Source organism: Agromyces hippuratus, from assembly GCF_013410355.1.
GTDB classification, from domain to species: domain Bacteria; phylum Actinomycetota; class Actinomycetes; order Actinomycetales; family Microbacteriaceae; genus Agromyces; species Agromyces hippuratus.
In genome coordinates this window covers 1,436,920-1,455,202 of sequence record NZ_JACCFI010000001.1, presented here as the reverse complement: position 1 = coordinate 1,455,202, position 18,283 = coordinate 1,436,920, and the positions used below count along the sequence as shown (strand labels likewise).

Genomic DNA, 18,283 nt, shown 5'->3' with positions numbered 1-18,283 from the left:
GGAGGGATGGACCTCACCACGGCCGCCCTCATCGGCATCTCGCACGGCACCGCTTCGCCCGACGGGCAGGCCGCCGTGCAGCGGCTCATCGACGCCGTCGAGGTGTCGACCACGGCGCGATCGGCACCGGCCGCCGCACCCGCCGCCGTGCGACTCGGTCACGTCGACGTGCAGCAACCGGATGTCGCGGCCACCCTCGGCGCGCTGCCGCCCTCGATGCCCGCGGTCGTCGTGCCGTTGCTGCTTTCGGCCGGGTATCACGTGCACGTCGACCTGCGACGGGAGATCGAGGCCGTCGCCGATCGGCAGGTGCGGCTCGCCGCGGCGCTCGGGCCCGACGACCGGCTCGTCGAGGTGCTGAGCCGCCGTCTCGACGAGGCGGGCGCGTCGCCCGACGACCGCGTGGTGCTCGCCGTCGCCGGATCGAGCGATGTGCGCGCCGTCGATGACTGTCGCGACATGGGCGAGCGGCTCGCGACGGCGCTCGGCGCGCCGGTGGCGGTCGGCTTCCTCTCGGCGGCCGAGCCCCGACTCGCCGACGCGATCGCCGCGGTTCGGGCGGACGGAGGCGGCCGCAGGGTCGTGGCGGCGAGCTACCTGCTGGCGCCCGGATACTTCCAGGACCTCGCGGCGGCCGCGGGCGCCGATCTCCTCACCGAGCCGCTCCTGACCCCGGATGACGCCCCGAAGGAGCTCGTCGACGTCGTGCTGGATCGGTTCGCGGAGACGGTGGCCGAAGCCGTGGCCGAGGCAGCCGATGCTGCGCCGGGAGCATAGCGCGCGACGCTGCGTCTCACTGATTGTGACGCCGCATTGCCGCGATTGACGCCGTGTTGCCTTCCTTGCCGTGATGTGACGGCTCGCATCCCGGCCCGCCGTCAACCCGCCTAGCCTCGGTCGAAACCCGCACTCAGCGGTGACCGAGGAGAGACATGACGCAGGAGACGATCGAGGCGCCGAGCCGCCCGGCGGCCCGTTCCGGCGAGCGTCCGCCCCGCCCGGCGAGCCGCCCCCACGGGCAGTGGAAGGTCGACGGCACCGCGCCCCTCAACGGCAACGAGGAGTGGAAGCAGGTCGACGACGGCCTGAGCGTGCGCGACCGCATCGAGCGCATCTACTCGAAGGGCGGGTTCGCGTCGATCGACCCGACCGACCTGCACGGGCGGTTCCGAGTGTGGGGGCTCTACACGCAACGCAAGCCCGGCATCGACGGCGGCCGCACCGCGACGCTCGAGCCCCACGAACTCGAGGACGAGTTCTTCATGCTGCGGGTGCGCATCGACGGCGGGCAGCTCACGACCGAGCAGCTGCGCGTGATCGCCGACATCTCGATCGACTTCGGCCGCGATACCGCCGACCTCACCGACCGCCAGAACATCCAACTGCACTGGATCCGCGTCGAAGACGTGCCCGAGATCTGGCGGCGCCTCGAAGCGGTCGGGCTCGGCACCACCGAGGCCTGCGGCGACGTGCCGCGCGTCGTGCTCGGCTCGCCCGTCGCCGGCATCGCCTCCGACGAGCTCATCGACCCGACGGCGCAGATCGACGAGATCACGAGCCGGTTCATCGGCGACCCGACGCTCGCGAACCTGCCTCGCAAGTTCAAGACGGCGATCACCGGCCACCCGAGCCAGGACGTCGTGCACGAGATCAACGACGTCGCGTTCGTCGCGGTGCAGCACCCGGAACTCGGCGTCGGCTACGACCTCTGGGTCGGCGGCGGACTCTCCACCGCGCCCCGGCTCGCCGAGCGCCTCGGCGTCTTCGTCGTCCCCGAGCGCGTAGCGGAGGCCTGGCACGGCGTCGCGCAGATCTTCCGCGACTACGGCTACCGGCGCCTGCGCAACAAGGCCCGCCTGAAGTTCCTGCTCGCCGACTGGGGCACCGAGAAGTTCCGTCAGGTGCTCGAGACCGAGTACCTCGACTCGCCGCTGCCCGACGGCCCCGCCGCTCCCAAGCCGCTCGCGCACGGCGACCACGTCGGCGTGCACCGTCAGAAGGACGGCCGGTTCTACGTCGGCGCCACGCCGATCGTCGGCCGCGTCTCCGGCCCGACGCTCGCGAAGCTCTCCGAACTCATCGAGGCGCACGGCTCCTCGCGCCTGCGCACCACGCCGCACCAGAAGCTCGTGATCCTCGACGTCCCCGAAGACCGGGTCGAGTCGCTCATCGCCGGCCTCGACGAGCTCGGCCTCTCGGCCCGCCCGAGCCTGATCCGCCGGGGCACGATCGCCTGCACGGGCATCGAGTTCTGCAAGCTCGCGATCGTCGAGACCAAGGCGTTCGCGACGGCGGCCGTGCTCGACCTCGAGCGCACGCTCGACGGATTCGACCTGCCGCACCCGATCAGCCTGCACGTCAACGGCTGCCCGAACTCGTGCGCGCGCATCCAGACGGCCGACATCGGTCTGAAGGGCCAGCTGATCATGAACGACGCCGGCGAGCAGGTTCCCGGCTACCAGGTGCACCTCGGCGGTGGCCTCGCGACGGCCGACCGCGAGGAGGCGGGCCTCGGCCGCACCGTGCGCGGCCTCAAGGTCGAGGCCGACGGCATCGCCGACTACGTCGAGCGGGTCGTCAAGCGATTCCTCGACGACCGCGACGCCGTCGCCGACGAGACGTTCGCCGAATGGGCGCACCGCGCCGACGAGGAGGTGCTCCGATGAGCGTCTCCCTGGCACCCCGCGCCACGGTACTGCGCACCCACGGCGAACTGCGCGAGCTGGCCGAGGCGGGCAACGTCGAACTCCGGAGCCTCGCCGCCGACGAGGCATCCGCCTACGAGGTCATCGCCTGGGTCGCGCGCAACTTCGATGCGGATGCCGCGGCCGTCGCCTGCTCGATGGCCGATGCCGTGCTCCCGCACGTGGTCGCCCAGTCGTTGCCCGGTGTCGACGTGCTCTTCCTCGACACCGGGTACCACTTCGCGAAGACCTACGAGACGCGCGACAAGGTCGCCTCGGCGCTCGACGTGCGCGTGGTCGACGTGCTGCCCGAACTCACCGTCGCCGAGCAGAACGCGAAGTTCGGGCTCGACCTGTTCGCCCGCGACGCCGCCGAATGCTGCGCGATGCGCAAGGTCGCACCCCTGCACGATGCGCTCACGGGCTACGAGCTGTGGTTCACGGGCGTGCGCCGCGACGAGGCGCCCACGCGAACGAACACCCCGCTCGTGACGTTCGACGAACGCAACGGGCTGGTCAAGGTCAACCCGCTCGCGGCGTGGAGCTTCGACGACCTGATCGACTACTCGAACGCCTTCGGTGTGCCCGTGAACGACCTGCTGACCCAGGGCTACCCGTCGATCGGCTGCGAACCGTGCACCCGGCAGGTCGCCGAGGGAGAGGCCCCCAGGGCCGGCCGCTGGTCGGGCCTCGACAAGACGGAATGCGGGTTGCACGTATGAGCGCCATCGACACGATCCCCGTCGAGACCGGCATCGACGCGCTCGACGCGCTCGAGTCCGAATCGATCCACATCATCCGCGAGGTCGTCGCCGAGTTCGAGCGGCCCGTGCTGCTCTTCTCGGGCGGCAAGGACTCCGTGCTCGTGCTGCACCTCGCGGCGAAGGCCTTCTGGCCGGGCAAGGTGCCGTTCCCGGTGCTGCACGTCGACACGGGCCACAACTTCCCCGAGGTCATCGACTTCCGCGACCGCACGGTCGAGCGCCTCGGTCTCCGCCTCGAGGTGGCCTCCGTGCAGGACTACCTCGACGACGGCAGGCTGCAGGAGCGGGCCGACGGCACGCGCAACCCGCTGCAGACGCAGCCGCTGCTCGATGCGATCGCAGCGGGCCGCCACGATGCCGTCTTCGGCGGGGCCCGTCGCGATGAGGACAAGGCGCGCGCCAAGGAGCGCATCCTGAGCCTCCGCGACGAGTTCGGGCAGTGGGACCCGCGCAACCAGCGCCCCGAGCTCTGGGACCTCTACAACGGCCGCCACACGGTCGGCCAGCACGTGCGGGCGTTCCCGATCTCGAACTGGACCGAGCTCGACGTGTGGCGCTACATCGAGCGCGAGCAGATCGAACTGCCGCCGCTCTACTACGCGCACGAGCGCGAGGTCTACCGCCGCGACGGCATGTGGCGTGCGATCTCCGACGTGTCCCCGGCGCAGGCCGGCGAGACGATCGAGGTGCGCACCGTGCGCTACCGCACGGTCGGCGACATGAGCTGCACGGGCGCGGTCGAGTCCGACGCGGCATCCGTCGCCGACGTGGTGCGCGAGGTCGCGACGTCGACGCTCACCGAGCGGGGCGCGACCCGGGCCGACGACCGCATCTCGGAGGCCGCCATGGAGGATCGCAAGAAGGACGGGTACTTCTGATGAGCGACGCACTGTTCCGCTTCGCGACCGCCGGCTCGGTCGACGACGGCAAGTCGACGCTGGTCGGCCGCCTGCTGCACGACTCGAAGGCGATCCTCGCCGACCAGCTCGAGTCGGTCGCCCGCACCTCCGCCGAGCGCGGCTTCGGCGGCGAGCCCGGCGCGATCGACTTCGCGCTGCTCACCGACGGACTCCGGGCCGAGCGCGAGCAGGGCATCACGATCGATGTGGCCTACCGCTACTTCTCGACCGGCCGCCGCTCGTTCATCCTCGCCGACTGCCCCGGCCACGTGCAGTACACGCGCAACATGGTGACGGGCGCCACCACCGCCGACGCCGTCGTCGTGCTCGTCGACGCCCGCAACGGCGTGCTCGAGCAGACCCGGCGACACCTCGCCGTCGTCGCGCTGCTGCGCGTGCCGCACGTGATCATCGCCGTCAACAAGATCGACCTGCTCGGATACTCCGAGGCCGCGTACACCGCCGTCGCCGACGAGGTCTCCGCGCTCGCCATCGACCTCGGCCTGCCCGCGGCCCATGTCATCCCGGTCTCGGCGCTCGCCGGTGACAACGTCGTCGACCGCTCGCCGAACACGCCCTGGTACGACGGCCCCAGCCTGATCGAGCTGCTCGAGGCGCTGCCCTCGCTCGACGAGCTCGAGACCGAGCTCGAGGCGCTGCGGATGCCGGTGCAGCTCGTCATCCGTCCGCAGGGCGCCGTGGCGCACGACGTCGACGACCCGGAGCGCTTCCGCGACTACCGGGCGTTCGCCGGCCGCATCGCGTCGGGCACCGTGCGCGTCGGCGACCGGGTGCAGGTGTTCCCCGGGGGTGCGACGACCACGGTCACGGGCATCGACGCCGGGCCGCGCGAACTCGACGCGGCATCCGCACCGCAGTCGGTCTCGCTGCGCCTCGCCGACCAGCTCGATGCGGCACGCGGCGCGGTCGTGGTGGGCGCCGGTGCGCTGCCCGAACCGCGTCGCGAACTCGACGCCGCGGTCTTCTGGCTCGGCGCCGCGCCGCTCCGCCCCGGCGCGCGCGTGCTCGTGAAGTCGGGCACGACGACCGTGCAGGCGCTCGTGCCCGAGATCGTCGGACGCCGCGACCTCGACTCGCTCGAGCTCGAGCCGGCCGACCTGCTCGAGATCAACGACATCGGCCAGGTGCGCGTGCGCCTCTCGGCCGACCTGCCCGTCGAGGAGTACGCCGCGCATCGCCGCGCCGGCGCGTTCCTCGTCATCGACCCGCAGTCGGGCGCCACGCTCGCCGCCGGGATCGTCACCGCCCCGGTGACACCCACCACCGGCCACGCCGGCAGCACCACCCGCACGACCACCGACACCGAAGGAGTAGCAGCATGACCGCAACATCACGCGTCCGTTCCCGCCTCGGCCTGGTCGCGGGCATGATGCTCGCCGCGGCGATCGTCACGACCGCCGTGCTCGCCCTGAGCGGCTGCGCGCCGCAGGCCGCCGCCGGACCGGACGCCGAGGCATCCGCTACCACGGAGCCCGCGGCGGAGCTGCGACTCGGGTACTTCGCGAACGTCACCCACGCGCCCGCGCTCGTGGGATTGGAGGAGGGCCTCTTCGGCGATGCCCTCGGCGACACGGAGCTCACGACGCAGGTCTTCAACGCCGGCCCGGCCGCGATCGAGGCACTCTCGGCCGGCGCCATCGACGCGACCTACATCGGGCCGAACCCGTCGATCAACACGTTCATCCAGTCGGGAGGGCAGTCGGCGCACATCGTCGCCGGTGCCGCCACGGGCGGAGCGGCGCTCGTCGTCCGCGACGGCATCGACTCGCCGGCCGACCTCGAGGGCACGACCCTCGCGACGCCGCAGCTCGGCAACACGCAGGACGTGGCGCTGCGCTCGTGGCTCGCGAGCGAGGGGTACGAGACCGACACGACGGGCGGCGGCGACGTGCACATCACGCCGACCGAGAACGCGCAGACGCTCACGCTCTTCCAGCAGGGCGGGATCGACGGCGCCTGGCTGCCCGAACCGTGGGTCTCGCGCCTGATCGTCGACGCCGGCGCGCACGTGCTCGTCGACGAGGCCGACCTCTGGGAGGACGGCGCGTTCCCGACGACCGTGCTGCTCGTGCGCGCCGAGTTCCTCGACGAGCACCCCGAGACGGTGGAAGCGCTGCTCGAGGGCCACGTGGCATCCGTCGCCTGGCTGGAAGACCACGCGGCCGAGGCGCCGACCGTCATCAACGCGGCACTCGAGGCCGAGACGGGCAAGCCGCTCGCCGACGAGGTCATCACCCGGGCGCTCGAGTACGTGACCTTCTCGGTCGACCCGCACGCCGAGACCTTCGAGACCCTCGTCGCGAACGGCCTCGAGGCGGGCACGCAGAAGGACGGCTCGATCGACGGCCTGTTCGACCTGCGGCTCCTGAACGGGCTGCTCGAATCCGACGGCGGCGAACCGGTCTCGGCCGGCGGCCTCGGCGAGGAGTAGGAGCGACCATGAGCGGGCAGACGGCCATCCGCATCGAGCAGCTCGGCAAGCGCTTCGGCGCGGGCCCGCTCGTGCTCGACGACGTGAACCTGAACGTCTCGGCCGGAGAGTTCGTCTGCCTGCTCGGCGCATCCGGTTGCGGCAAGTCGACGCTGCTGAACCTCATCGCCGGCCTCGACCGCCCGACGACGGGCACCATCGACGTGCCCGCCGAGGGCGCGGCCGTGATGTTCCAGGAGTCGGCGCTCATGCCGTGGCTCACCGCCCGCCAGAACGTCGAGCTCGCGCTGCGACTGCGTGGCGTCGCGCGGTCGGCTCGGCGAGGCGAGGCACTGGAGCTCCTCGACACGGTCAACCTCGCGGATGCCGCGGAGAAGCGACCCCACGAACTCTCGGGCGGCATGCGGCAGCGCGTCGCGCTCGCCCGTGCTCTCGCGCAGGACCGGCCCGTGCTCCTCATGGACGAGCCGTTCGCCGCCCTCGACGCCATCACCCGCGACCTCCTCCACGAGGAGCTCGAGCGCGTCTGGCGTCGCACCGGTCGCACCATCGTCTTCGTCACACACAATGTCCGCGAAGCTGCTCGGCTCGGGCAACGGGTCGTCCTCCTGTCGTCCCGGCCCGGCCGAGTCGCGGGCGAGTGGCGCATCGCCGAGACATCCGGCCGCCGCATCGAGTCTCCCGAAGTCGCGGCGCTCTCGATCGAGATCACGGAACAGCTCCGGAAGGAGATCCGCCGAAATGCCGCATGACGAGAACCCCACCGCCGGTCGAGTAGCGACGCAGGAGCGTATCGAGACCCTGGAAGCCGATGTCGAGAGCCCCTCACCGGGCCTCGATACGCGTCCTCCTTCGTCGGGCGCTACTCGACCAGCCGCTGACGACCTCAGAAGTCTCGAGGCGGGCCTCGACCGGCTGCAGACCGATCCCGAGCACGCACCGCGCGCCTGGCAGCGATTCACCACGAGCGTCCTGCCGCCGATCCTCTTCGTCGTAGCGCTCATCGCGGCCTGGCAGCTCTACGTCGTGATCGCGCAGCCGCGCCCCGACATCGTTCCCGGCCCGCTCGACGTGCTCGCCGCGATGTCTCAGGCATGGGAGTCGGGCCGCCTGCAGACCGCGGTGCTCACGAGCCTCGAGCGCGGCGTCGTCGGCTTCCTCATCGCGGTCGTGATCGGCACGCCACTCGGCCTGCTGCTGGCCGAGGTGAAGCCGCTGCGCCGGGCGGTCGGACCCATCATCTCGGGTCTGCAGGTGCTGCCGTCGGTGGCGTGGGTGCCCGCCGCGATCCTCTGGTTCGGACTGACGGACGCCACGGTCTACTTCGTGGTGCTCATGGGGGCCACGCCGTCGATCGTGAACGGCCTCATCGCGGGCGTCGAGCAGGTGCCGCCGCAGCTGCGCCGCGTGGGAACCGTGCTCGGCGCCGGACGCACGCGGCTCGCCACCCTCGTCGTGCTTCCCGCGGCGCTTCCCGGCTACGTCGCCGGCCTCAAGCAGGGCTGGGCGTTCTCATGGCGCTCGCTCATGGCCGCCGAGATCATCGCCATGGGCGGCACGATCGGCTTCGGCCTCGGCTCGATGCTGCAGCAGAGCCGAGAGCTCGCCGACATCGGCGGTGTGCTGGCGGCGGTGCTCGTGATCCTCTTCATCGGCATCCTCATCGAACTCGTCTTCTTCGCCCCGCTCGAGCGCCGGATGCTGCGTCGCCGCGGACTCCTGGGAGGCACCCGATGACCGCCGCCGGTCGTGTCGCGCTCGTCGGCGCCGGCCCGGGCGATGCTGGACTCCTCACGATCCGCGGCCTCCGCGCGCTCGAGGCCGCCGACGTCATCGTCGCCGATCGCCTCGGGGCCCGCGGAGTGCTCGACGGGCTCGCCGCCGAGGGCATCGAGCTCCGTGCCGAGGTCGTCGACGTCGGCAAGCTCCCCGGTCACCACGCGGTGCCGCAGGACGCGATCAACGCGCTGCTCGTCACCTTGGCCCGCGACGGCAAGCGCGTCGTGCGGCTGAAGGGCGGCGACCCGTTCATCTTCGGCCGCGGCGGCGAGGAGCTCGCCTTCTGCCGCGACCACGGCATCGACGTCGAAGTCGTTCCGGGCATCACGAGCGCCATCTCGGTGCCCGCGATCGCCGGCATCCCGCTCACGCACCGCGGGCTCGCGACGACCTTCACCGTCGTCACCGGGCACGAGCAGATCAAGTCGCTCGGCGGGGGCCGCGACCACACGGTCGTGCTGCTCATGGGCATCGGCACGCTCGCGAACTCGGCGATCACCCTCGCCCGCGGCGAACGCGGCGGCGACTGCCCCGTCGCGATCATCGAAGACGGCTACGGGCCGGCCCAGCGCGTCACCGTTGGCACGCTCGACACCATCGCCCTGCAGGCGGCGCGCCGCGGCATCCGCTCGCCCGCGGTCGTCGTCGTCGGCGACGTCGTGACCCTGAGCCCGTACGCAACGTCCCTGTTGATTGAGCCTGTCGAAATCAGCGCTCCCGATCTGGTTTCGACGAGCTCAACCAGCAGAAACCGAAAGGCCACCCTCTGATGACCCTCTCCCTCCGCGTCGCGATCGTCGGCGCCGGCCCCGCCGGCATCTACGCCGGCAACATCCTGAGCCGCCAGGTCGCCGAGATCGGCGGCGAGGTCGCGATCGACCTGTTCGAGTCGCTCCCCGCGCCCTACGGGCTCATCCGCTACGGCGTCGCGCCCGATCACCCGCGCATCAAGGGCATCGTGAACTCGCTGCACGAGATGCTCGACGCCGGCACGATCCGGCTCATCGGCAACGTCGAGGTCGGCCGCGACATCACGGTCGACGAGCTGCGCGAACGCTACGACGCCGTGGTCTTCGCGACCGGAGCCCTGCGCGACGCCCCGCTCGACATCCCCGGCATCGAGCTGCCCGGCTCCTTCGGCGCCGCCGACGTCGTCGCCTGGTACGACGGCCACCCCGACGTGCCGCGCGAGTGGCCGCTCGAGGCCGAGTCGATCGCCGTCATCGGCAACGGCAACGTCGCCCTCGACGTCGCCCGCGTGCTCGCGAAGCACCCGAGGGACCTGCTGACGACGGACGTGCCCGCCAACGTCGTCGAAGGCCTCGAAGCCTCGCCGGTGACCGACGTGCACGTCTTCGGCCGTCGCGGCCCCGGCCACGTGAAGTTCACGCCGATCGAGCTGCGCGAGCTCGGCGAGGTGCCCGACGTCGACGTGATCGTCTACGACGACGACTTCGAGCGAGCGGCGAACGACCCGCACGCCGAGGCGCTGTTCGCATCGAACAACCAGGTCAAGGTCATGACCCGCACGCTCAACGGGTGGCGGAAGCCCGCCGATCACGAGTACACGGCGTCGCGCCGACTGCACCTGCACTTCCTGCACGCACCGGTCGAGGTGCTCGGCGACGGGCGCGTCGAGGGCGTGCGCTTCGAGCGCACGCGCCCCGTCGGCGACGGTTCGGTCGAGGGCACCGGCGAGTTCGTCGACGTGCCCGTGCAGGCGGTCTACCGCGCCGTCGGCTACGCGAGTTCGCCGGTCGCCGGCGTGCCGTTCGACGAGCGCGCAGCGGTGATCCCGAACGAGGGCGGCCGGGTCACGGATGCCGCGGGCGCAGCGATCCCGGGCGTCTACGCCACCGGGTGGATCAAGCGCGGCCCCGTCGGCCTCATCGGCCACACGAAGGGCGACGCGCTCGAGACCGTCACGAACCTGCTGGCGGATGCCGCGGCGGGCTCGCTGCCCGAGCCGATCGTCGACTCGGCGGAGGGCGACGAGGTGTTCGAGCTGCTCGAGGCGCGGGGCATCCGCTTCACCACCTGGGCCGGATGGCTGGAGCTCGACGCGCACGAGCGCGGCCTCGGCGAGGCGTGGGAGCCGGCCGTGGCCGCGCACGCCGGCATCGTGCGCGAGCGCGTGAAGGTCGTGGCCCGCGACGAGCAGGTGGAGATCTCGCGCGACGGCGCCCTGGCGCTCTCGTGACCTACATCATCGCGCTGCCCTGCGTCGACGTCAAGGACCGGGCGTGCATCGACGAGTGCCCGGTCGATTGCATCTACGAGGGTGAGCGCTCGCTCTACATCCACCCCGACGAGTGCGTCGACTGCGGTGCGTGCGAGCCGGTCTGCCCCGTCGAGGCCATCTACTACGAAGACGACCTGCCCGACGTCTGGGCCGACTACTACAAGGCCAATGTCGAGTTCTTCGATGAGATCGGCTCGCCCGGCGGTGCCGCGAAGACGGGGGTGCTCGACTTCGACCACCCGCTCATCGCGGCGCTGCCGCCCCAGGCGGCGCACGCCTGACGCGTGCGCCGGCGACCGCGAGTCGCGTGCGCCGACGACGAAGGGCGGATGCCGCAGCATCCGCCCTTCGCAGCACCGGTGATCAGGCGTCCATGTCGACGTCCTTCGTCTCCTTCGAGACGAGCAGGGCGATGAGCGTGAGCACGGCCATGACCGAGAGGTAGATGCCGACCCAGAACGGGCTGCCGCCACCGGCGCCCCAGAGCGCCACCGCGATGAACGGGGCGACGGCCGCGCCGAGGATCGACGACACGTTGTACGAGATGCCCGAGCCCGTGTAGCGCACGTTCGTCGGGAACAGCTCGGGCAGGAGCGCTCCCATGGGGCCGAAGGTCATGCCCATGAGCGAGAAGCCCACGACGAGCCAGAGCATGACGCCCCAGAACCCGGCGCCGAGGAGCGGCACCCACAGCAGGCCGAACACGATGATCGCGAGCGTCACCCAGATGAGCGTCTTGCGGCGGCCCCACCTGTCGGCCCACGGGCCGGAGAGCAGGGTGAAGATGCCGAAGAAGACGACACCGCCGATGAGCATCAGCACGAAGGTGTTGTACGAGTAGCCGAGCCCGGGCAGCACGCCCTCCGCGCCTTCGACGGGCGCGCGGCCGTAGCTGAGCGAGAACGTGGTCATCAGGTAGAAGAGCACGTAGGTCGCGAGCATGAAGAAGGTGCCGAGGATGAGCTGCTTCCAGTGGTGCTTGAAGACCTCGCCGAGCGGGAGCTTCTTGAGCTTGCCCTCCTTCGACGCCTTCGAGAAGGTGGCCGACTCGACGAGGCGCAGGCGCACCCAGAGGCCGACGATCACCATGACGACCGAGAACAGGAACGGGATGCGCCAGCCCCAGTCGAGGAAGGCCTGCGACGGCATCGTCGGATCATCGGACGGCAGTGCCGCCGCGATGATGAGGAACAGGCCGTTGGCGATGATGAAGCCGATGGGCGCGCCGAGCTGCGGGAACGTGCCGTACCAGGCTCGCTTGCCCTTCGGCGCGTTCTCGGTCGCGACGAGCGCGGCACCCGACCACTCGCCGCCGAGCGCGAAGCCCTGCGCGATGCGGAGCACGACGAGCAGGAGCGGAGCGAGCCAGCCCACCATCGCGTAGGTCGGCAGCAGGCCGATGAGGAACGTCGCGATGCCCATCGTGAGCAGCGCGCCGACGAGGGTGGCCTTGCGACCGTGCTTGTCGCCGAGGTGGCCGAAGATGACCGCACCGAGCGGGCGGGCGACCATCGCGGCGCCGAAGACGGCGAACGAGGCGAGCAGCGCGGTCGTCGCGTCGCCCGTCGGGAAGAAGAGGTGCGGGAACACGAGCACGGCGGCGGTCGCGTAGACGTAGAAGTCGTAGAACTCGATCGTCGTGCCGATGAGGCTCGCGAGGATGACGCGGCTGCGAGGATTCGCGGGGGTTGCGGGGGCGGCCGTGGCCGCGGTTGAGGTGGACATCGTCAGCGAGGACTCCAATGGGTGAGCGTTGCGCCGGCTTCCGGGCACGTCGGTCGGGCGTCGAGCGGAGTCGGTGAGGTGGAATCGTCGCTTGTGGCAACCGCACTAGCCTACGCCTCGATCGTTGACGATCCCCCAGATCAGGGGGCCGGCGTGCGACGAACGGTGGCATCCGCGCGGTGAGCGGCGCCCGCCGCGCCGGGGGAGATGGATCGAACGACGGATGCCGCGGCATCCCGCTCGTCGTTAGGCTGACCCCATGGATACCTTCATCAGCATTCTGCACGTCGCCGGCGCCGTCTTCATCGTCGGCCCGATGGCGATCCTCCCGATGACCGCGATGCGGGCGGTGCGCGCCGGCAACGGGTCGCAGGTCGCGGTGCTCGCGAAGTCCACGACGATCTTCACCTGGCTGTCGCTGCTCGTCTTCGTCTTCGGGTTCGGCGCCATGAGCATGGCGCCCGAGGAGTTCGAACTCTCGATGACGACCCCGTGGATCCTCTGGTCGATCATCCTCTACGTCATCGCGTTCGTGGTGACGATGTTCGTCGTCGTGCCGTCGATGAAGAAGGCCGCAGCGGCGCTCGGTTCCGGAGCAGGCGACAGCGCCGACGCGCCGAAGGCGAGCTACCCCGCGATCGCAGCCGGCAGCGGCATCGCGTCGCTGCTGCTCCTCGCCGTCGTCGTGCTGATGGTCTGGAAGCCGTGACCTGTGCGGGTTGAGCTGGTCGATACCCCCGCTGGGGCGGTTTCGACGGGCTCGACCCGCAGTCGGTATCGACGGGCTCGACCCGCAGTCGGTTTCGACGGGCTCGACCCGCAGTCGGTATCCGACGGGCTCAACCCGCAGCGGTGAGCCCGCGCAGGGCGCGAACCGTCGCGACGGCGGCTTCGGCCGCTTCACGACCCTTGTCCTCCTTCGAGCCGGGCAGACCGGCGCGGTCGAGCCCCTGCTGCTCGTCGTCGAGGGTGAGCAGGCCGAATCCGACGGGCTTGCCGGTGTCGAGTGCGACCCGGGTGAGCCCGTCGGTCGCCGCCGCCGAGACGTACTCGAAGTGCGGCGTGCCGCCGCGGATGATCACGCCGAGCGCGACGACCGCGTCGGCCCCCGCATCGAGGGCCGCCTTCGCGACGACCGGCAGCTCGAAGCTGCCCGGCACGCGAACGAGCGAGAAGTCGGCGCCGGATGCCTCGAGGGTGCGCGTGGCCCCGGCGATCAGGCCGTTGGTGATCTCGTCGTGCCAGCTGCCGGCGACGATCGTGATCGTCAGGCCGCGGCCGTCGACGTCGAGTGCGGGGGATCCTGCTCCGCTCATGATGGGTGTCCTTCCAGAAGTGATTCGGCTGCGCCGTCGGTGAGTTGCCGGTCGTCGATCGCGTGCCCCATGCGGTGCCGCTTGGTGTCGAGGTACCCCGTGTTGCCGGTGCCCACGCCGACGACGAGCGGCAGCCGCTCGCTCACGGTGATGCCGTGGGCCTCGAGCTGGCGCACCTTCTCGGGGTTGTTGGTCAGCAGCCGCACCCGGTCGACGCCGAGGTCGGTGAGGATCGCGGTCGCTGCACTGTAGTCGCGCGCGTCGATCGGCAGCCCGAGCGCGAGGTTCGCGTCGAGGGTGTCGAGGCCGTCCTCCTGCAGCCGGTAGGCCCGGAGCTTGTTGATGAGGCCGATGCCGCGTCCCTCGTGGCCGCGCAGGTAGATGACGACGCCGCCGTCCTCCTGGATCGTCTCGAGGGCGGCGTCGAGTTGCGGCCCGCACTCGCATTTGAGCGAGCCGAAGGCCTCGCCCGTGAGGCACTCGGAGTGCACTCGCACGATCGCGCCGTCGGCCGCCGAGGCCGGGTCGCCCGCGATGATCGCGACGTGGTCGGCGCCGGTCGCGCGGTCGCGGTAGGCGCGCACGCGGAACTCTCCGTGCTCGGTCGGCAGGGCCGTCTCGACCTCGAAGTCGACGGAGGACGTCTCGGGCACGCCCGCGGCCGGAGGCGTCGCCGCGAGATCGTGGCCGGCGTGGTGCTGCTCGAGCCAGTCGATGAGCGCCGCGACGGTCGTGACGGGCAGGCCCTCGCGCTCGCCGAGCTCGATCAGCCCGGGCAGGCGCATCATCTCGCCGTCGTCGGCGATGATCTCGCCGATGACCCCAACGGGTGCGAGACCCGCGAGGCGCATGAGGTCGACGGCTGCCTCGGTGTGCCCGGCGCGCTCGCGCACGCCGCCGTCGACCGCGCGCAGCGGGATGACGTGGCCGGGGCGGACCAGCCGGTCGGGGGTCGCCGTGCGATCGGCGAGCACCCGCAGGGTGTGGGCGCGGTCGGAGGCGGAGATGCCCGTCGACGTGCGATCGGCGGCGTCGACCGAGATCGTGTAGGCCGTGCCGCGCACGTCTTCACTGCGCTCGGTCATGAGCGGCAGGGCGAGACGATCGGCCAGCTCGTTGGGCATCGGAGCGCAGAGGTAGCCGCTCGTGTGGCGCACCATCCAGGCGATCCACTCCTGCGTCGCGAACTCGGCGGCCATGATGGCGTCGCCCTCGTTCTCGCGGGCCTCGTCGTCGGCGACGATCACGGGCTTTCCGGCGCGGAGGGCCTCGAGCACCTCGGGCATCGTGGCGAGACTCATGCGGCACCTCCGGCCGTCGGCTGCGGTTCAGAGGACGGCGTGGCCTGGAAGCCGATGACCGAGCTCGTGCGCGCGTCGGGTTCGGCGCTCCAGCGGGGATCGAAGCGCAGCATGCGCGCCACCTGCCTCGCGACGATGTCGGTCTCGATGTTCACCCGGTCGCCGGCCCGGCGCTCGCCGAGGGTCGTCGCGGTGAGCGTCTCGGGGATGAGGGAGACCTCGAACCACGAGCCGCCCGGCTCGTCGCCCACGGCGCTGACGGTGAGCGAGACTCCGTCGACCGCGATCGAGCCCTTGTCGACCACGAGCGGCGCGTGCTCGGGGTCGAGTGAGAATCGCACGACCCGCCACGCCTCGCCCGGGCGGATCTCGAGCACCTCGGCGGTGCCGTCGATGTGCCCCTGCACGATGTGGCCGCCGAGGCGGTCGCCCACTCGGGCGGCACGCTCGAGGTTCACGGCGAGCCCCTCGCGGGCGGCGTCGAGCGTCGACATCGCGAGCGTCTGCGCCATGACGTCGGCCGTGAAGCGCTCGGCGTCGAACTCGACGACGGTCAGGCACACGCCCGACACGGCGATCGAGTCGCCGTGCTGCACGCCGTCGACGGCGAGCGGGCCGCGCACCGTGAGCCGCGCGGCGTCGGCCGTGCGCTCGATGCGCTCGATCGTGCCGAGTTCCTCGATGATTCCGGTGAACATGTCAGTTCCCTTCCGTGGGCTTGGGTCTGGCGACGAGCAGCACGTCATCGCCGAGCCGTTCGATGACGGCGAAGTCGAAGCGGCGCGCGGCGGCGATCGTCGGAACGCCGAGGTCGCCGAGGGCGAGTCGAGGGCCGCCGAGCAGGGCGGGCGCGAGGTACACGAGGAGCTCGTCGACGAGTCCGGCTGCGATGAACGCGCTTGCGAGCGTGGGGCCGCCTTCGATGAAGAGCGAGCGGATGCCGCGGCGCGCGAGCTCGGCGAGGTCGGCGTGCAGATCGGTGCCCGAGAGGAACAGGGGTGCGTGCGGGTGGCGGGTGATCGCAGCATCCGCAGGCGTCTCGCGACGACCGAACACGACGGGCACGGGCTGGGCGTCGAAGAACTCGCCGCCCGGCGCTCGCGCGGTGAGCGACGGGTCGTCGGCGAAGACGGTGCCGGTGCCGACGGCGATGGCATCGGCGGCCGAGCGACGGCGGTGCACGTCTGCGCGGGCTTCGGCCCCGGTGATCCACTGGCTCGTGCCGTCGGCCGCGGCGGCGCGTCCGTCGAGGCTCGACGCCCACTTCACGGTGACGTGCGGCCGGCGGTTGCGGGCGGCGAAGAGCCAGTCGTCGAGCATCGCCTCGACCTCGTCGGCGAGAACGCCGGCGGTGACCTCGACGCCGGCGTCGCGCAGTCGGTCGGCGCCGCCCGACGAGTGGTCGCCCGGGTCGGCGACGGCGTAGACGACGCGGCCGATGCCCGCCTCGATGAGCGCGACGGCGCATGGGCCGGTGTGCCCGGTGTGATTGCACGGCTCGAGGGTCACGACCGCGGTCGCGCCGCGAGCGGCGCCGGGTTCGAGCTTCGCGAGCGCGTCGACCTCGGCATGGGCGGTGCCGGCGCCGCGGTGCCAGCCCTCGGCGAGGACCTCGCCGGCGGGGGAGAGGATGACGCAACCGACGCGCGGGTTCACGCCCCGTGCCGGGCCGCGGGTGGCGAGCTCGAGCGCGCGGCGCATCGCCGCGGCATCCGCTGCCTGCTGCTCGTCCGCACTCATCCGTGATCCTGTCTCAGGGCTCCGGGGTGCTGGGCGGCGCCGACGCTCGTCGACGACCTTCGTCGGCGGCGCGAAAGCGCTGCCGACACGTGCCCCTCCCATCCGGACTTTCACCGTCGGTACCGGAGTTCCACCGGTTCGACCACGGGTGCGGGGCCTCTCGGCCTCGCGCTCGCAGTTCGCGGACTGTCACCGCCGGTTCGGACTTACACCGACCCCGGAGCACGTTTCTGTGTTCGATTCTAGGTCAACGCCTGCGTCGCGCCGCTATTCCCGATCTTCGGGCGACTCACGGTCGCTCGGTGACTCGACGAGTGCTCGCGCCGTGCCCTCGTCGACGATCAGGTCGGTGATGAGTCCGGCGGCGAGGGCGCCGCGCAGGCTCGCGAGCTTCGCGCGGCCCGAGACGACGCAGATGCGGCGGGGTGCGCGCCGCAGCACCGAGAAGTCGGGGCCGGTGGCGCGCTCGTTCAGCGAGATGCCGTCGGTCGAGCCGTCGGCACGGTAGAACACCGTGGCGACGTCGCCGACGGCGCCCTCGCGGGAGAGACCCTCGTAGTCGGCCCGCTCGAGGTAGCCGCCCTGGTAGACGTGGCTCGGAACCTCGGCGAAGGGGGAGCCGACGCCGAAGAGCGCGACGTCCATGCGCTCCTGCAGGTCGAGGAGGCGGCGGGTGCTGCGCTCGCGCCAGAAGGCGCGTCGGGTCTCGGGGTCGTCGAAGAAGGCGGGCACGGGGAACTGCTGCACTCGGGCGCCGAACGCGTCGCCGAACCGGCGCAGCAGCTCGCTCGCGTAGACGATGCCGGTCGTGCGGCCGTTGCCGGCGCCGTTCAGCTGCACGACCTCGGTGTTGTGGGTGGCCTTGGGCACGAGGTGCCGGCTCATCGCGCTCATCGTCGAACCCCATGCGATGCCGATCGTCTGGTTCGAATCGACGAATCGACCGAGAATTCGTGCAGCCGAGAGGGCGACGCGGTCGAGTCGGTCGACGTCGCTCGCGTGGTCGGGCACCGGAATCACGTGCGCGCCGACCGCGAAGCGCTCGAGGATCTCCTGCTCGATGCGGCTCGGCAGGTCGAGCGGGGAGTGGATCGAGATCTCGACGAGGCCACTGGCCCTGGCATGGCTCAACAGGCGCGAGACCGAGGATCGCGAGGTGTGCAGCTCGTGCGCGATGGCATCCATCGTGAGGTCCTGCATGTAGTAGAGGTGGGCCGCGCGCAGTGCGTCGCGCGTCTTGCCGGGTACCGCCTCGGTGCCGTCCTCGACGGGAAGAGTCGACTGGTCATTCATCCTGGCCATCCTTGCACGTTTGTTCACCCGGCTTGCAAGTTCGTTCCGCCGTGTTCACGATGTATTCATCCACACCAGGCATGCTCAT

The 18,283-nt window shown here is 71.3% G+C and carries 18 protein-coding genes and 1 riboswitch; of the genes, 12 read left to right on the top strand and 6 right to left on the bottom strand.

Features of this window, described 5'->3' with window-relative positions; genetic code table 11:
• Positions 1-6 precede the first annotated feature (6 nt).
• From BJY17_RS06810 to fdxA, 11 genes are all read left to right on the top strand, one after another.
• Positions 7-777 (top strand): sirohydrochlorin chelatase, encoded by a 771-nt coding sequence (locus BJY17_RS06810; RefSeq protein ID WP_179550694.1) that lies wholly within the window; start codon positions 7-9, stop codon positions 775-777.
• Between the two features lie 155 nt (positions 778-932).
• Positions 933-2,666, top strand: coding sequence for a nitrite/sulfite reductase (locus BJY17_RS06805; RefSeq protein ID WP_179550693.1), 1,734 nt, complete (start codon positions 933-935; stop codon positions 2,664-2,666).
• A complete protein-coding gene (locus BJY17_RS06800; protein ID WP_179550692.1) occupies positions 2,663-3,406 on the top strand; it encodes a phosphoadenylyl-sulfate reductase in 744 nt (247 codons plus the stop codon). Before BJY17_RS06805 ends, BJY17_RS06800 begins: the two co-directional genes overlap by 4 nt.
• Positions 3,403-4,326: a sulfate adenylyltransferase subunit CysD gene (cysD, locus tag BJY17_RS06795; RefSeq protein ID WP_239560074.1), complete on the top strand. Its 924-nt coding sequence runs from the start codon at positions 3,403-3,405 to the stop codon at positions 4,324-4,326. The genes BJY17_RS06800 and cysD overlap by 4 nt, the downstream gene beginning before the upstream one ends.
• Positions 4,326-5,690 carry a sulfate adenylyltransferase subunit 1 gene (locus tag BJY17_RS06790; protein WP_179550690.1) on the top strand — a complete coding sequence of 455 codons (1,365 nt, stop codon included), beginning with the start codon at positions 4,326-4,328 and terminating at the stop codon, positions 5,688-5,690. Before cysD ends, BJY17_RS06790 begins: the two co-directional genes overlap by 1 nt.
• Positions 5,687-6,799, top strand: coding sequence for an ABC transporter substrate-binding protein (locus BJY17_RS06785; protein WP_239560076.1), 1,113 nt, complete (start codon positions 5,687-5,689; stop codon positions 6,797-6,799). Before BJY17_RS06790 ends, BJY17_RS06785 begins: the two co-directional genes overlap by 4 nt.
• An 8-nt stretch (positions 6,800-6,807) precedes the next feature.
• Entirely contained in the window at positions 6,808-7,551 is a 744-nt protein-coding gene (locus tag BJY17_RS06780) for an ABC transporter ATP-binding protein (RefSeq protein WP_179550689.1), read from the top strand.
• Positions 7,541-8,536 carry an ABC transporter permease gene (locus BJY17_RS06775; RefSeq protein WP_179550688.1) on the top strand — a complete coding sequence of 332 codons (996 nt, stop codon included), beginning with the start codon at positions 7,541-7,543 and terminating at the stop codon, positions 8,534-8,536. Before BJY17_RS06780 ends, BJY17_RS06775 begins: the two co-directional genes overlap by 11 nt.
• Positions 8,533-9,348, top strand: coding sequence for a uroporphyrinogen-III C-methyltransferase (gene cobA / locus BJY17_RS06770; protein WP_179550687.1), 816 nt, complete (start codon positions 8,533-8,535; stop codon positions 9,346-9,348). The genes BJY17_RS06775 and cobA overlap by 4 nt, the downstream gene beginning before the upstream one ends.
• A complete protein-coding gene (locus BJY17_RS06765; protein WP_179550686.1) occupies positions 9,348-10,778 on the top strand; it encodes an FAD-dependent oxidoreductase in 1,431 nt (476 codons plus the stop codon). Before cobA ends, BJY17_RS06765 begins: the two co-directional genes overlap by 1 nt.
• The gene (gene fdxA, locus BJY17_RS06760) at positions 10,775-11,101 is read left to right on the top strand and encodes a ferredoxin (RefSeq protein ID WP_179550685.1); all 327 of its coding nucleotides are present in this window, start codon (positions 10,775-10,777) and stop codon (positions 11,099-11,101) included. Before BJY17_RS06765 ends, fdxA begins: the two co-directional genes overlap by 4 nt.
• 82 nt (positions 11,102-11,183) lie before the next feature.
• Here the strand turns inward: fdxA and BJY17_RS06755 are convergent, their stop codons facing one another.
• Positions 11,184-12,545 (bottom strand): MFS transporter, encoded by a 1,362-nt coding sequence (locus tag BJY17_RS06755; RefSeq protein WP_179550684.1) that lies wholly within the window; start codon positions 12,543-12,545, stop codon positions 11,184-11,186.
• 259 nt (positions 12,546-12,804) lie between these two features.
• Between BJY17_RS06755 and BJY17_RS06750 the strand changes: the two genes are divergently transcribed.
• Positions 12,805-13,254: a DUF2269 family protein gene (locus tag BJY17_RS06750; RefSeq protein WP_179550683.1), complete on the top strand. Its 450-nt coding sequence runs from the start codon at positions 12,805-12,807 to the stop codon at positions 13,252-13,254.
• A 130-nt stretch (positions 13,255-13,384) separates the two neighbouring features.
• Here BJY17_RS06750 and ribH read toward each other — a convergent pair whose 3' ends face one another.
• From ribH to BJY17_RS06725, 5 genes are all read right to left on the bottom strand, one after another.
• Positions 13,385-13,861, bottom strand: coding sequence for a 6,7-dimethyl-8-ribityllumazine synthase (gene ribH / locus BJY17_RS06745; RefSeq protein ID WP_179550682.1), 477 nt, complete (start codon positions 13,859-13,861; stop codon positions 13,385-13,387).
• Entirely contained in the window at positions 13,858-15,162 is a 1,305-nt protein-coding gene (gene ribA / locus BJY17_RS06740) for a GTP cyclohydrolase II (protein ID WP_179550681.1), read from the bottom strand. Before ribA ends, ribH begins: the two co-directional genes overlap by 4 nt.
• The gene (locus BJY17_RS06735; protein ID WP_179550680.1) at positions 15,159-15,860 is read right to left on the bottom strand and encodes a riboflavin synthase; all 702 of its coding nucleotides are present in this window, start codon (positions 15,858-15,860) and stop codon (positions 15,159-15,161) included. The genes ribA and BJY17_RS06735 overlap by 4 nt, the downstream gene beginning before the upstream one ends.
• Position 15,861: 1 nt before the next feature.
• Positions 15,862-16,902: a bifunctional diaminohydroxyphosphoribosylaminopyrimidine deaminase/5-amino-6-(5-phosphoribosylamino)uracil reductase RibD gene (gene ribD, locus BJY17_RS06730; RefSeq protein ID WP_246303672.1), complete on the bottom strand. Its 1,041-nt coding sequence runs from the start codon at positions 16,900-16,902 to the stop codon at positions 15,862-15,864.
• 86 nt (positions 16,903-16,988) lie between these two features.
• Positions 16,989-17,131, bottom strand: a riboswitch (FMN riboswitch).
• Positions 17,132-17,169: 38 nt separating this feature from the next.
• On the bottom strand, positions 17,170-18,195 hold the full coding sequence (locus BJY17_RS06725) for a sugar-binding transcriptional regulator (protein WP_179550679.1): 1,026 nt from the start codon (positions 18,193-18,195) through the stop codon (positions 17,170-17,172).
• Between the last annotated feature and the right edge of the window lie 88 nt (positions 18,196-18,283).

Coding starts and splice junctions, on each gene's coding strand:
- BJY17_RS06810 (WP_179550694.1), top strand. CDS start 7: ATGGACCTCACCACGGCCGCCCTCATCGGCATCTCGCACGGCACCGCT.
- BJY17_RS06805 (WP_179550693.1), top strand. CDS start 933: ATGACGCAGGAGACGATCGAGGCGCCGAGCCGCCCGGCGGCCCGTTCC.
- BJY17_RS06800 (WP_179550692.1), top strand. CDS start 2,663: ATGAGCGTCTCCCTGGCACCCCGCGCCACGGTACTGCGCACCCACGGC.
- cysD (WP_239560074.1), top strand. CDS start 3,403: ATGAGCGCCATCGACACGATCCCCGTCGAGACCGGCATCGACGCGCTC.
- BJY17_RS06790 (WP_179550690.1), top strand. CDS start 4,326: ATGAGCGACGCACTGTTCCGCTTCGCGACCGCCGGCTCGGTCGACGAC.
- BJY17_RS06785 (WP_239560076.1), top strand. CDS start 5,687: ATGACCGCAACATCACGCGTCCGTTCCCGCCTCGGCCTGGTCGCGGGC.
- BJY17_RS06780 (WP_179550689.1), top strand. CDS start 6,808: ATGAGCGGGCAGACGGCCATCCGCATCGAGCAGCTCGGCAAGCGCTTC.
- BJY17_RS06775 (WP_179550688.1), top strand. CDS start 7,541: ATGCCGCATGACGAGAACCCCACCGCCGGTCGAGTAGCGACGCAGGAG.
- cobA (WP_179550687.1), top strand. CDS start 8,533: ATGACCGCCGCCGGTCGTGTCGCGCTCGTCGGCGCCGGCCCGGGCGAT.
- BJY17_RS06765 (WP_179550686.1), top strand. CDS start 9,348: ATGACCCTCTCCCTCCGCGTCGCGATCGTCGGCGCCGGCCCCGCCGGC.
- BJY17_RS06755 (WP_179550684.1), bottom strand. CDS start 12,545: ATGTCCACCTCAACCGCGGCCACGGCCGCCCCCGCAACCCCCGCGAAT.
- BJY17_RS06750 (WP_179550683.1), top strand. CDS start 12,805: ATGGATACCTTCATCAGCATTCTGCACGTCGCCGGCGCCGTCTTCATC.
- ribH (WP_179550682.1), bottom strand. CDS start 13,861: ATGAGCGGAGCAGGATCCCCCGCACTCGACGTCGACGGCCGCGGCCTG.
- ribA (WP_179550681.1), bottom strand. CDS start 15,162: ATGAGTCTCGCCACGATGCCCGAGGTGCTCGAGGCCCTCCGCGCCGGA.
- BJY17_RS06735 (WP_179550680.1), bottom strand. CDS start 15,860: ATGTTCACCGGAATCATCGAGGAACTCGGCACGATCGAGCGCATCGAG.
- ribD (WP_246303672.1), bottom strand. CDS start 16,902: ATGAGTGCGGACGAGCAGCAGGCAGCGGATGCCGCGGCGATGCGCCGC.
- BJY17_RS06725 (WP_179550679.1), bottom strand. CDS start 18,195: ATGAATGACCAGTCGACTCTTCCCGTCGAGGACGGCACCGAGGCGGTA.